This window comes from Huintestinicola butyrica, from assembly GCF_025567215.1.
GTDB classification, from domain to species: domain Bacteria; phylum Bacillota; class Clostridia; order Oscillospirales; family Ruminococcaceae; genus Huintestinicola; species Huintestinicola butyrica.
Map to the genome: position 1 here is coordinate 73,744 of NZ_JAOQKB010000013.1, position 13,170 is coordinate 86,913.

15 protein-coding genes are annotated in these 13,170 nt (G+C 36.6%); all 15 read left to right on the top strand.

The window, feature by feature from the left end; genetic code table 11:
- Window positions 1-276 precede the first annotated feature (276 nt).
- Window positions 277-2,877: an RHS repeat domain-containing protein gene (locus OCV68_RS12345; protein WP_262573080.1), complete on the top strand. Its 2,601-nt coding sequence runs from the start codon at window positions 277-279 to the stop codon at window positions 2,875-2,877.
- A 15-nt stretch (window positions 2,878-2,892) separates the two neighbouring features.
- Window positions 2,893-3,318, top strand: coding sequence for a hypothetical protein (locus OCV68_RS12350; protein WP_262573082.1), 426 nt, complete (start codon window positions 2,893-2,895; stop codon window positions 3,316-3,318).
- A gap of 93 nt (window positions 3,319-3,411) precedes the next feature.
- On the top strand, window positions 3,412-4,359 hold the full coding sequence (locus OCV68_RS12355) for an RHS repeat-associated core domain-containing protein (RefSeq protein ID WP_394803513.1): 948 nt from the start codon (window positions 3,412-3,414) through the stop codon (window positions 4,357-4,359).
- 14 nt (window positions 4,360-4,373) lie between these two features.
- Entirely contained in the window at window positions 4,374-5,216 is an 843-nt protein-coding gene (locus OCV68_RS12360; RefSeq protein WP_262573084.1) for a hypothetical protein, read from the top strand.
- Window positions 5,217-5,431: 215 nt separating this feature from the next.
- Complete coding sequence (locus OCV68_RS12365; RefSeq protein WP_262573087.1) at window positions 5,432-6,079, top strand: hypothetical protein; 648 nt, start codon at window positions 5,432-5,434, stop codon at window positions 6,077-6,079.
- 107 nt (window positions 6,080-6,186) lie between these two features.
- Window positions 6,187-6,861, top strand: coding sequence for an RHS repeat domain-containing protein (locus OCV68_RS12370; protein WP_262573089.1), 675 nt, complete (start codon window positions 6,187-6,189; stop codon window positions 6,859-6,861).
- Complete coding sequence (locus tag OCV68_RS12375; RefSeq protein ID WP_262573115.1) at window positions 6,858-7,205, top strand: EndoU domain-containing protein; 348 nt, start codon at window positions 6,858-6,860, stop codon at window positions 7,203-7,205. Before OCV68_RS12370 ends, OCV68_RS12375 begins: the two co-directional genes overlap by 4 nt.
- 22 nt (window positions 7,206-7,227) lie before the next feature.
- Window positions 7,228-7,665, top strand: coding sequence for a hypothetical protein (locus OCV68_RS12380; protein WP_262573091.1), 438 nt, complete (start codon window positions 7,228-7,230; stop codon window positions 7,663-7,665).
- A 65-nt stretch (window positions 7,666-7,730) separates the two neighbouring features.
- On the top strand, window positions 7,731-7,964 hold the full coding sequence (locus OCV68_RS12385; RefSeq protein ID WP_262573093.1) for an RHS repeat domain-containing protein: 234 nt from the start codon (window positions 7,731-7,733) through the stop codon (window positions 7,962-7,964).
- 80 nt (window positions 7,965-8,044) lie between these two features.
- The gene (locus OCV68_RS12390; protein ID WP_262573096.1) at window positions 8,045-8,347 is read left to right on the top strand and encodes a hypothetical protein; all 303 of its coding nucleotides are present in this window, start codon (window positions 8,045-8,047) and stop codon (window positions 8,345-8,347) included.
- Between the two features lie 23 nt (window positions 8,348-8,370).
- A complete protein-coding gene (locus tag OCV68_RS12395; RefSeq protein ID WP_262573099.1) occupies window positions 8,371-8,667 on the top strand; it encodes a hypothetical protein in 297 nt (98 codons plus the stop codon).
- 177 nt (window positions 8,668-8,844) lie between these two features.
- Window positions 8,845-10,482: an RHS repeat-associated core domain-containing protein gene (locus tag OCV68_RS12400; RefSeq protein ID WP_262573101.1), complete on the top strand. Its 1,638-nt coding sequence runs from the start codon at window positions 8,845-8,847 to the stop codon at window positions 10,480-10,482.
- 7 nt (window positions 10,483-10,489) lie between these two features.
- Window positions 10,490-10,870: a hypothetical protein gene (locus tag OCV68_RS12405; RefSeq protein WP_262573102.1), complete on the top strand. Its 381-nt coding sequence runs from the start codon at window positions 10,490-10,492 to the stop codon at window positions 10,868-10,870.
- 47 nt (window positions 10,871-10,917) lie between these two features.
- A complete protein-coding gene (locus OCV68_RS12410; protein ID WP_262573105.1) occupies window positions 10,918-12,459 on the top strand; it encodes an RHS repeat domain-containing protein in 1,542 nt (513 codons plus the stop codon).
- A 26-nt stretch (window positions 12,460-12,485) separates the two neighbouring features.
- Window positions 12,486-12,911, top strand: a complete 426-nt coding sequence (locus OCV68_RS12415) for a hypothetical protein (protein WP_262573108.1) — start codon at window positions 12,486-12,488, stop codon at window positions 12,909-12,911.
- Window positions 12,912-13,170: the final 259 nt, after the last annotated feature.

Sequence of the window (13,170 nt, forward strand, 5' to 3'; positions counted from 1 at the left end):
CAGAACGGGAAAAACATTTAAGTGAAAGGTGTGATGAGATATGAGCAACCGGATCAGAGATTCTCCTGATGATGCACTTCTGTTTTGTGCGTCATGATTTTGGTAATATTGTTGTGTAAATTTATTCTCCTTTCTTTCGTTGCAACCGGGTTGTTTGGGCGATTCAACCCGGTTGCATATATTGAGGAAAATGAGAGGACGCATGATTTTTGTGCCGAGAGGTCATACGCAGGAATTTGAAAAATACGGGGGAGTTGGAAGATAGCAAGCGGCGGAGTGACCTATTATGAGTATGACAAGATAGGCAGAAATACAGCTATTGTTGATGCACTGGGCAACTGCACAGCGTTCTTCTACAATGCCAAGTCCCAGCTTGAGAGTATGACCGACCCCATGAGCAGGACATACACCTACAGCTATGATGACAACGGCAACCGCATTAAGACCACATATCCCGACAGCACAAGTGTGTCTTCCGTATATGATGCAAGAGGACGTGTTACCCGTCAGACCGACCAGCACGGCTACAACACATATTATGTATATGACGGTGCAGACAGGCTTATCCGTGTGACAAATGCGCAGGGCATTTCCACAAGCTACACCTATGACGAAGTGGGCAATATGACCTCCGTTACCGACGGAAACGGCAATGTTACCGTATACGCATATGATGATTTCGGACGAGTTGTAAAGACCACAAACGCTCTCGGAAATTCCGCATACACCACCTATGACAAGAGCGGAAATGTTCTGACCTCCACCGATTATGCGGGCAATATTACAAGCTATACATACGACAGTCTTGACAGGGTTTCAAGTAAAACAACACCCGACGGCACGGTAAGCTTTGCTTACACCACTGACGGAAAAATTTCCACAGTTACCGACAGCACAGGCACAACTATGTTCACATACGACCTTATGGACGGTCTGACCCGTGTGGATTATCCCGACGGGAATTATGTGGCATACGGCTATGATAACGCTTGCCGTCTGACTGCTGTTACTACACCTTTTGGCGCTACAGCTTATGAGTACGACCTGCTTGACAGGCTTACAAGAGTAGTTGACCGCAATGGTTATGCAACTGTTTATGAGTATGATGCAAACGGAAACCGCACCGCTGTTCATTATGCCAATGGGTTTACTACCACATATGAATACGACTTGCTCAACAGACTTATTTGTGAAAAAACTATTGACAGCAAAGATAATATTGTAGTACAATATACCTATACTCTCGGCGCAGCAGGGGAGCGCAAGAGCGTTACCGAGCTTGACCGCACTGTTGAGTATACTTACGATTCTCTGTACCGTTTGACTTCGGAAACCATTACCGAGGGCGAAAAGGTTACTGCCTATACCTATGCTTATGACAACGTAAGCAACCGCATCTTGAAAACCGAAAATGGTGAAGAAACTGTTTACACTTATAATGCACTCAACCAGCTTGTTTCGGATTCCGAAACATCTTATGAGTATGATCTTAATGGTAATCTTGTAAGGATAATTGGCTCTGCGCAGTCTGCACTCTATGAATACAACGCTGAAAACAAGCTTGTAAGGGCTACTGTTCAGAACGGCGTTCTTGTTACTGAGGAAAGCTATACCTATGACTACGAGGGCAACAGAACTTCTAAGACTACACATAGAAGTGACGGAGTAACTGAGTATGTAAAGTACCTCAATGATAATTCAAGCCTTACCAATGTTCTGGCAGAGATTGATTCTGAGGGCAATGCTGTAGCTATCTATACTGTTGGTGCTGACCTTGTTTCGCAGGAGCGAAGCGGCAAAACTTCAATTTACCTCTATGACGGACACGGTTCTGTTGTTGGACTTGTTAATGAAAGTGGCAAGGTTACTGATACGTATGCTTATGATGCTTTTGGTAATCTGATTTCTTCTACTGGCTCGACTGAGAATAATTATCGCTATTGCGGCGAGCAGTTTGACGAGACTACGGGGTTGTATTATCTCCGTGCGAGATATATGGATACCTCTACAGGTAGGTTTATTTCGCAGGACACATATCAGGGCACAATAAATGACCCTGTTAGCTTGCATAAATATTTATACGCAAATAGTAATCCTGTGACTTACTCTGATCCGAGTGGGTATATGTCGATGGCTGGTTTGGCGGTAAGAGGAGCTGTAATAGGAGCACTTTCAGGATTGATCGTGCCCAATGCAGTCAGCATTATTCGCAACTTGGTGACTACAGGCGAATTTAAATCCGATTTATCACCTATGCAGAATTTAGCCAATATATTGAATGGTGTAATTTTTGGCGCTCTTTTTGGAATTTGTGCCGCAACATTTATTGCGTATGGCATAATTGCAGGTGTGGCAGTTTCGATTAATTTTGGACTTTCATATAAGTATTTCATTGATGGACAAAATGCTGCGGCTAATGGGCAGTGGGACATTGCAATTTATTCATGGTTTTTCTGCTTGTTCTATTTGATTACTGGATTTACTACTATTAGTTTGGCAAGCAATCTCGATTATTCAAATACGAATCAGAATAATTCAAACACTAATTCAAATGATTTAAATGCAAATGACCGTGTGAATAATGATAAAATAGTTGAATCAGCCAATAAACCGCATAAAGGTGGTGAAACAATCGCTGGTCATGCTTTACAAAAACACGCTGGACGCCATCCGGAAATCTGGGGACGGATTAAAGGTGGATCTGACGAAATAAATGAAACAGCGCTGAAGCATTTAAATGAAATACTTGATGCTGAAGGAGAGTTTACTGTAAATCAAGCACCTAATGGAGCCTATTTCTTGGAAAAGACGTTACCTGATGGCAGAGGTGTTAGAATAAATATGGATGGAACATTTAAAGGATTTATAGATCAATAAGAGGATATTAAAATTATGGAATATTATGATATTGTTTTTGAAGGATTATCTAGTTCATATGTTGATAGACTATTGAAGTCTGATTTAAAAGTATCTGAGAAAAATGTCATACATTCACATTTGTATGATAGGGAAAAAGGAGATATGATTTTTCAAGAGAAATATTCATTGAATGATTTTTTTTCGTATGCAAATACAGGAACTATACTTGTCAGTAATATGTTTTTGGACAAAATATACAATGATGTTTTGATACTAATTGTTTCTGACGAAAATGATGTGGAAGTCACGTTAAATGTCAGTGTGGACCAAATAAATATAAAGGGCAATAAGCAATTATATTCGGCATTAAGAAAAATACTGATAAATAATGATCTTAAATGTGTATATATCTGCGAAGAAAATGAGGTGAAAAGTCGTGCACTAATATATATAAAATAAACTTATTATTCACCATATTAATGATCGTATTAGTCAGAAACGCAACGGCAATGTGTCTGTTTATTTTATGACGGACACGGCTCTGTTGTTGGTTTGACAAATGAGAGTGGTGTTGTAACTGACAGTTACGTTTATGATGCGTTTGGCAATCTTATTGAAAGCACAGGCACTACTGCAAATAACTATCGTTACTGTGGCGAACAGTTTGATGAAACTACTGGGCTGTATTATCTCCGTGCGAGATATATGGATACTTCTACGGGTAGGTTTATTTCGCAGGATACATATCAGGGCACAATAAATGATCCTGTTAGCTTGCATAAGTATTTGTATTGCAGATCAAATCCTGTAATGAATATTGATCCAAGTGGATATTTGACAGTTGAGGATTTGGAAGTGGGAACAACTGGTGAAGCCATTCTTGATGTTTCATACCAAATGTCAAATCAGTCTGCAATGAGAATTGGTATGAAAATTCTTGCCGTTGCTGTAACCATATTTAATATTGTACTGGCGACATATATAATTACTGATGTTCTTTTGGATAATGTTAGCGGTATTGCAGATGATTCAACCAACTCATCAGATGCAAATGATGAAGCAAGGGATTCGGTAATTGATAATGCTATTGAAAATACTGGAACTGGAAGCGGTGGATCTAATAATGACGATGATGAATGGCGAAAATTTGTCAAGCAGGTTAAGGATTTAATTGAAAAATATGGCGTTTTAACATATGAGGAATTTAGGAAAGCTTTAAAAAATGCAGGGTTTGAAATTCATCATCTTATTGAAAAACGTTTTGCAAATTTATTTAAAATTGGTCAAGAGAAAATTCCCTCGCTTCCACTACCGCATACATTGCATCAAGTATTTACAAAATTATGGCGGCAAGCTATAGCATATTCCAATGCTTCAGTAGAGTTAACGACACAAAGTGCAACAAAAGAAGTTTTAATTCAAGCGGTAAAAAATATATATAGGGATTTCCCTGAAATAGTAGAAATATTGCTTGAATTCATAGAGAAATATTCTCGATAGGTGGTACAAATAATATGATAGAGTACAGAATTTTCATGTTATATCCATTGGTGGATTATTATAATGATCATGATTTAAGACTTAATATGTTGGCAGATGAATTAAATATAGATAGAAAAAAGATAAGACATTTTGAACCAAGCTATGCTAAAATTGAATATGGTGGATTTGCTTACCAGAATATTAAAATGATGGCAGAGAAATATGGATATAATGCCGTTGAAAATACATATGGCATGAAATATTCAAAAACTGAAATGTCAAAAGCAAGTTTATTTGAGATGAAATTGCCGATATACGGTAAAGGGGATTATACAGAATGTTATCAGACGAAATTCTCTGATTTTTATTGTGAAAAATGTGGCGTTCATCAATATATTCCGATGGGTGACATTTATATTAACAAGGCAGAGTTTCGTGGAAAGGATATTGCTACTTCGATGAAATGCAACAACGAAATAATTGTTTCTGACAAGATGAAAATTTTGGTTGAAGAATCAGTACTTACTGGTGTAGAGTTTTATCCGGCATATCATTACAATAACAAAATAAAAAATGATTTTCCTGCATGGCATATGCGGGTGAAAAGTATAATGCCGCCCATTGATAAGTCAATGCCTGTTAATATATTGGAAGGATATTGCTTGTTATGCAAAGGACATCATATTCTTCCATTATCATATGTTAGGTATCAACTTAATGAGATTAAGTCAGCAAGTGATTTTAATTTGTCTGTTGAAAAATTTGGACCAGGTTGGTATGGCAGCCCTAAACTAATTATTAGTAAAAAAGTTTATGATTTGATAAGAGATAATAAAATTAAGGGCTGTAAGTTTGAAATTGTTGTGGCAGTATAGCTTTATTAACAATATGACAAATTTGATTATCCAGACGAAATTTATATATGGCTTAAAGTTGCGATAATGTTTTCAAGGTCACAACTCCTTTCAACTTAAATTTTACAAATACGATATTTTTGAACGTATGATAAGGTAAGATTACAAATGTTAAATTGAAGGCGTTGTTATTATGTTGTACTCGTATTTAAATAAAGAAAAAAGGAAGTGATATAATGAACAACTTTTTTGATTCTAATGCTAGTTATGTGGATTTGCTTATAGATAAGTACAATCCTAAATGCGTTGTGGATTATGATGTAAAGGGTATAGTTGAAAGTCGCTTAGGAGTATGTTTACCTGAGGATTATTATGAATATATAAATGCTTTCGGATATGGAAGCTTTGATAATTATGTTAAAGTGGTGAATTTTTTTCATAAAGATGGGATTGACGAATATTTTCAGGAATCTTTAGATAATGAGGAAATAATGACAGATTTAAAGGAAATGCAAGATTCATTTGGAATGAAGGATGTGATTATAAAAATTGAAAATGGTATTGTGGTCTCGGGGGGAGAAAATTACATTTCATTGAACTGCTACGATGATGAAATTAGGTTAAAGTTAATGAGCTGTGGTACTGGGTATCCGTATCATTTTTACAAAAATGGTACAGGACTGATTTATTGGGGTAGGACCGATGATTGCAATTTCTTTTGGAATTATTATCTGGATGGTTATAGTGTGATTGCATATTGTGATAATGACTTTTATGAATTTAATATGTCGCTTTCTGAATTCTTATATTATTTTTTAGATTGTAAAATGAAAGGACTTTATGACTTTAATAATGATTTTACATATAAGGAATACTCTGAATAAAAAATGTGCATGTTAATACTCATGTTTATACTTACTGTCTGATTTGTATTACAGCACCTTTTGACTAAATTTCTTGTGCGTATGACCTTAACGGCAACACCGTAAGAATGACATCTCCCTCAAAGTCTGCACTTTATGTTTACAATGCAGAAAACCGCCTTGTACGTGCAACTGTTCAGAGTGGAAACAATGTTTCTGTTGAAGAATACAAGTACGATTATGCAGGAAACCGTATTGCAAAGAGTTCCGAGGGCGAGTACACAAAGTATCTGCTTGATGTAAACGGCGAGCTTACCTATGTCCTTGCTGAGATGAACTATGATGGTACGGAGAAGTGTTTCTACACACGTGGCGATGAGCTTATTTCTCAAGAACGTGACGGAAAGAAGTCGTACTATGTTTACGACGGACACGGCTCTGTACGTGCGCTTGCTGATGAGAATGGCAAGGTTACGGATAAGTATGTCTATGACGCATTCGGCAACCTTATTAGCAGTGTTGGCAGTACAAAGAATGACTTCCTTTTCTGTGGCGAACAGTTTGACCCTGTAACAGGTTTGTATTATCTCCGTGCGAGATATATGAATCCTTCCGTGGGTAGGTTCATTACTATGGACAGCTATGAGGGTTCGATTGATGATCCTGTTTCATTGCATAAATATTTGTATGCAAACTCAAATCCTGTTATGTACAGCGATCCAATTGGACAAAAATTTTTGGCTTTAAAAATATTGGCAATTTTAGGAGTTCAGCTATTGGTCATATATTTTATGGAGAAATAAATAGAAGAGGTGCAGCCACAGGATATCATTATGAGGGAATGCCATGTTCAAAAGGAGAAGTGATACCGGAAACAAGAAGTACGCCTAATTCAAATGGTGTTTATACAGGTAAGGTTACTGTAAATGATGTGCCTAAAACAGGAAACAATGGGGTATCTTCATTTTTCCCAGAAAAAATGTCTGCTCAAGAAGTAGTAAATTCAATTAACCAAGCGTATAACAATAGACAATTTGTTCAAGGAACACGTAACACATATATTGGATATGATGCTAATGGTATGGAAATCAAAATGTTTATTGATATGAGTACAGGTGAAATAATTAGTGCATTCCCTGTATACTAAAAGGAGATGTAGATAAATTTGTATGATAGAATATGTGATTCATAAAATGAATATTAGAGATTTAAAGTGTATATCTTTTGAATTTATACCATCACATAGACAATTGAGTGGCTTTTTGTTTTGTGACAGTAAATTAATGTTTGGAGAAGATTATAGAAAATTTGAAAAGATTATGAAAAACGAAAACTATAGTTTTTCAGGTGATGCTTATAGCGTAGAAATATCATGTGATGCTGTTCAAATTACGTGCGATATAGATTGTGAGGGAGATGAGAATGATTTGTTTTCATCAGATATCATATCAAGAGATAATTTTGTTTGGGTAATGAATGAGTGGATAAGAGAAAATAGAAAACTAAAGTCAACTGATTCAAAAGAAGAATCAGTCCATAGCAGTAAAGTGCTAAGGCGACAGAATAAATTGTTGTCAAAGATTTGCAGACTGTTTGGTAAGCGTTGAGTTAGCATGGAATTTATCACTACAGACGTTCAAGCCAAACCAACAATAACAGCACAGGCACAACCATGTTCACATATGACCTTATGGAAGGTCTGACCCGTGTGGATTATCCCGACGGGAATAATGTAAGCTATTCTTATGATAACGCTTGCAGGCTTACAAAGGTCACAACACCTTTCGGTTCAACTTTCTATGAATACGACCTGCTTGACAGGCTTACAAGAGTATTTGACCGCAATGGTCATGCAACTGTTTATGAGTATGATGCAAACGGAAACCGCACCGCTGTTCATTATTAGGATTATCAGGAATGAAAAAACTGTCTAGCATCTATCTTAACGACGGTCAAGTACCAATATGCAGATGGGGACGTCCCGGATTGGAATATGGTGACTGGGTGATGTATGGTAAAAAAGGCTTTAAGAGTTTTTTATTTTCGTTTAAATGGGATCCAAATCCTACAAATTCAAAAGTTGGTTTTACTCAATACAGTAGTACTGGTGAATCAGCATGGGCTAATGTTAATGATCTCACTTGGCCACAAGAAAAAGGAATAGATTCTGGTTGGAAATGGATCTTTGGTCAGAGACAATATTTTCCAGGTGCTTCTAATTATGATTACTCTGCTGAATATCCAATAGTTGCCTATTTAATCGAACTTATATTTGGTTCTGATAATTAGCCCGATAAAAGGAGATAGCTATTATGAGTGGAGCTGAGATTGCTGTTGTTGCTATTTTAGGGTTGTTTTCATTATACTTTATAATTAAGAATGGAATTATATTGATAAAACAACTAAAAAAAATTGAATGTCCATCTGTTTTCCCATTTGCCGGAGGTGTGTTTGGTGCTATAGCAGTGCTGTTGACATTGAAAGAGCAGAGTGGGGGTATGATTTTTATACCGTTATTGCTTGATTACGGGAGTATACCTATAATATGTAAATGCTTATATTTTTTCATAAGTGATTGGGTTCATTGGGTGTTTAAAAATAAGAAATAATAAGCGTTTGTTAAATATTACGGCAACAGAACCGCTGTTTGCTATGCGAATAGTCTTGCCACGACCTACGATTATGATTTGCTCAACAGACTTGTTTGTGAAAAAACTGTTGACAGCGAGAATAATGTTGTAGTACAATATACCTATACTCTCGGCGCAGCAGGCGAGCGCAAGTCTGTGACCGAGCTTGACCGCACTGTTGAGTATAGCTATGATTCTCTGTACCGCCTTACGAGTGAGAAAATCACTGAGGGCGAGAAAGTAACTGTTTATACCTATGCTTATGACAACGTAAGCAACCGTATCTTGAAAACCGAAAATGGTTCTGCTACTGAGTATGTTTACAATGCTTTAAATCAGCTTGTTTCAGATTCCGAGACTTCTTATGAGTACGACCTTAACGGAAATCTTGTAAGGGTTATTGGCTCTGCGCAGTCTGCACTCTATGAGTACAACGCTGAAAACAAGCTCATTAAGGCTACTGTTCAGAACGGTGTACTTGTTACTGAAGAAAGCTATACCTATGACTATCAGGGCAACAGAACTTCTAAGACTACACATAGAAGTGACGGAGTTACTGAGTATGTAAAGTATCTCAATGATAATTCAAGCCTTACTAATGTTCTTGCAGAGATTGATTCTGAGGGTTCGGTGCAGGCATACTATACCATCGGAGCTGACCTTATTTCACAGGAACGTGACGGCAATGTGTCTGTATATCTTTATGACGGACACGGCTCTGTTGTTGGTTTGGCAAATGAAAGTGGCGTTGTAACTGATACCTATTCCTACGATGCTTTTGGTAATCTTCTTAAATCTACAGGCTCTACCAAGAATTGCTACCGTTATTGCGGCGAGCAGTTTGATGAGACTACTGGGCTTTACTATCTACGTGCGAGATATATGGATACCTCTACGGGTAGGTTTATTTCGCAGGATACATATCAGGGCACAATAAATGACCCTGTTAGCTTGCATAAGTATTTATACGCAAATAGTAATCCTGTGACTTACTCTGATCCGAGTGGGTATATGTCGATGGCTGGTTTGGCGGTAAGAGGAGCTGTAATAGGAGCACTTTCAGGATTGATCGTGCCCAATGCAGTCAGCATTATTCGCAACTTGGTGACTACAGGCGAATTTAAATCCGATTTATCACCTATGCAGAATTTAGCCAATATATTGAATGGTGTAATTTTTGGCGCTCTTTTTGGAATTTGTGCCGCAACATTTATTGCGTATGGCATAATTGCGGGTGTGGCAGTTTCGATTAATTTTAGTCTTGCATATGGTTGTTATATAGATGGTCAGAATGCTGCAGCTGCCGGGCAGTGGGGCATTGCAATTTGTTCATGGTTTTTCTGCTTGTTCTATTTGATTACTGGGTTTACTACTATAAGCTTATCATATCTATCAAATTCAACTAATGGTTCAAATACTACATCAGCGTCGGATAGACAAAATTCTTGGTACAAAAGAAATGGTGAAATAAATTATCCGCCCAATAATGGAGCTGTTCCTGGAACAGAAAAAGTGGTAACTCTAAATCCTGGTGATAGAATAGGACGATACGGTAATATTACGCCAACTAGTACATTTGTTACTAAACCAGGAGCATCATCGTCTCAACTTTCATTGCCCCCAAATACTGATCCTTCAGTATATCAGGAATTTATTGTAATAAAGCCAATAGTAGATGCAGAGGCTGCAATTATTGCTCCATGGGGCAATTCATGTGGAGGTGGTATTCAATATAATCTTCCTAATACACTTCAATGGCTAATTGATAATGGGTATTTAATACCAGTAGGGTGAGTGAAAAATGATATCATTTAAACAAAATGAATATAATAAAATTTTAAACGAAATCAACAAAAAACTTAGTACTTGTGGATATACAATTGATGACTTGTTTTTTCATCATCTGCATTTTGACATAAAATTTACAGACCCATTTGGAGTATATATTGCCATTGAAAAACAATCTTATATTGTGTATTACCTTAATATTCATGGTGTGGAAAATAAAGAAACATTTAGTACAAGAGAGGAGTTGATATTTCAAATAATATGGGATGGTGTTGTTAATTATACCTTGCAAACATATAAAAATAATTATCGAAAGGCTGCACTTGATTTGCTAAGAAAAATAGATATAAATTACTATAACAGAATAGTGTCAAGAAAGTCTTTATCACTATGATTTTTGTTTGGATTTATCAACGTTGCTGATGCACTAACGACCGAATCTTGAAAACTGTAAACGGTGAAGAAACTGTTTACATTTATAATGCACTTAACCAGCTTGTTTCAGATTCCGAAACATCTTATGAGTATGATTTAAATGGAAATCTCATTCGTGTGATTGGCTCTGCACAGTCTGCACTCTATGAGTACAACTTTGAAAACAAGCTTGTAAAGGCAACTGTTCAGAACGGCTCGCTTGTTATTGAGGAAAGTTACACTTACGATTATTCAGGCAACAGAACTTCTAAAACAACACACAGAAGTGACGGAGTTACTGAGTATGTAAAGTACCTCAATGATAATTCAAGCCTTACCAATGTTCTGGCAGAGATGGGTTCTGAGGGTTCGGTGCAGGCATACTATACCATCGGAGCTGACCTTATTTCGCAGGAACGTGACGGCAATGTGTCTGTATATCTTTATGACGGACACGGCTCTGTTGTTGGTTTGGCAAATGAAAGTGGCGTTGTAACTGATACCTATTCCTACGATGCTTTTGGTAATCTTCTTAAATCTACAGGCTCTACCAAGAATTGCTACCGTTATTGCGGCGAGCAGTTTGACGAGACTACGGGGCTGTACTATCTGCGTGCGAGATATATGGATACTTCTACGGGTAGGTTTATTTCGCAGGATAGTTATGCGGGTTCAATTTCTGACCCTATAAGTTTGCATAAGTATTTGTATGCTAATGCTAATCCTGTGATGTATTCTGATCCAAGTGGATATACTTCTCTTGGTGAAATGGTATGTGTGTCTGCTGCAATTAGTGGCATTTGTATGGCTACAATAAATGCTGCGGCATATTTAGACGGATTAGTAAGCATAAATGATTTTAATATTTGGGACTTCGGAAATGCTATTATAGAAGGCTTTTTGGCTGGCGTTTGCATAGGAGCTTTATTTGGAATAGTTTCCTTTTATGCTATGGCTATTCCAATAGTATATCCTGCATTGGCAAGTGTATTTAAAGTTTTGTCAATAGCATCTGGTATAGTTGGTACATTTATTAGTTTGTGTCAGGGAATAGTAGAATTAAAAAATCATAATTATTTTACAGCAGTTGCATTTTTATGTTTAGGTATGATTTCGTTGTTAGCACTAGCGGCAGGATTGTGTTCTGCTTCTAATTACGGTGCAACTGAATCATCAAGTTCAACATCATTTTATACGGTTCAAAGTGAGGCTGATGAATTCAGACTTTTAAATGGCGGAACTCCTTGGCCAACAGAGGATAGTAGAGCAGCGTTAGGAGAAGGAGTGTATGCATGGGAAACTAGGGCTGAAGCAGAGAAATATTTGCAAAGTATAATAAAAAGAGATCCGAGTGCGCGAATTGTTGAATTCTCAGTTAATTTAGATAATTTAAAATCTCTAAATATTGATGCTTTACCGCAGGATCAAATTGACATATTTATGATGAGATATAGCAGATTATATGGTGGTACTCCTAATCATGGATATGATCATTTACAGCGTGGAACAAATTATGGAGTAGAGCATTATTTTAGTTATCTAATATATGAATTGCTTAATTTTAAATAATTTGATATTATAAAAAGGAGAATGTTATGGCATTTCAAATCGAATATTCATACAGGGTAATCAAATCAACATGGGGCATTGCAATAGATATAAAGGGCTCTTTAGACATTGTTAGTATAACCAATGTTCCTTTGGAACAGTTTCATCATATACAAGGGTGTATCTTTTGCCAAATACCTGAGATGCTTAATGACAGGGAATGCAATTATATTAAATTAGGCATAAAAATGATGTATAAAGAGATAATTGATAATTGTGATGTGGGCAAAGATGAAGCAATAATAATAGCCTTGACGAATATCAGATATAATCCATGTGATTATCAGGAAGAAGGTCTGCAGGCTGCGATAATAATGTGTTTACAGGAAATGTTTAGGAACAATACGATAAAAATAAATACCACGTTTGATTATGAAAGAAAACGATATTGCTTTGAATACGTATTGTTATAATTAACTTGATACTGGAAAGCGGTTTTCTGTGTAAATGGGGATAAGGTTGCTGATATTGATGGCAGGATTGTAGTACAATTACCAATAATATGTGGGAGAGTTACTATGAGTTATAAAAATATTTTTTTCTTAAAGAAAAATGTAAATACTGACGGGGTATATTCATGATAGATTTACAATATAAGTGCAACACATGGAAAAAATAATGACACATAAAGCAACTCGTGTTATAATGGGAGTAACCACACAACCATAAACA

Coding starts and splice junctions, on each gene's coding strand:
- OCV68_RS12395 (WP_262573099.1), top strand. CDS start 8,371: ATGAGTGGAGCTGAGATTGCTGTTGTTGCTATTTTAGGGTTGTTTTCA.
- OCV68_RS12370 (WP_262573089.1), top strand. CDS start 6,187: ATGACATCTCCCTCAAAGTCTGCACTTTATGTTTACAATGCAGAAAAC.
- OCV68_RS12415 (WP_262573108.1), top strand. CDS start 12,486: ATGGCATTTCAAATCGAATATTCATACAGGGTAATCAAATCAACATGG.
- OCV68_RS12380 (WP_262573091.1), top strand. CDS start 7,228: ATGATAGAATATGTGATTCATAAAATGAATATTAGAGATTTAAAGTGT.
- OCV68_RS12360 (WP_262573084.1), top strand. CDS start 4,374: ATGATAGAGTACAGAATTTTCATGTTATATCCATTGGTGGATTATTAT.
- OCV68_RS12350 (WP_262573082.1), top strand. CDS start 2,893: ATGGAATATTATGATATTGTTTTTGAAGGATTATCTAGTTCATATGTT.
- OCV68_RS12405 (WP_262573102.1), top strand. CDS start 10,490: ATGATATCATTTAAACAAAATGAATATAATAAAATTTTAAACGAAATC.
- OCV68_RS12385 (WP_262573093.1), top strand. CDS start 7,731: ATGTTCACATATGACCTTATGGAAGGTCTGACCCGTGTGGATTATCCC.
- OCV68_RS12365 (WP_262573087.1), top strand. CDS start 5,432: ATGAACAACTTTTTTGATTCTAATGCTAGTTATGTGGATTTGCTTATA.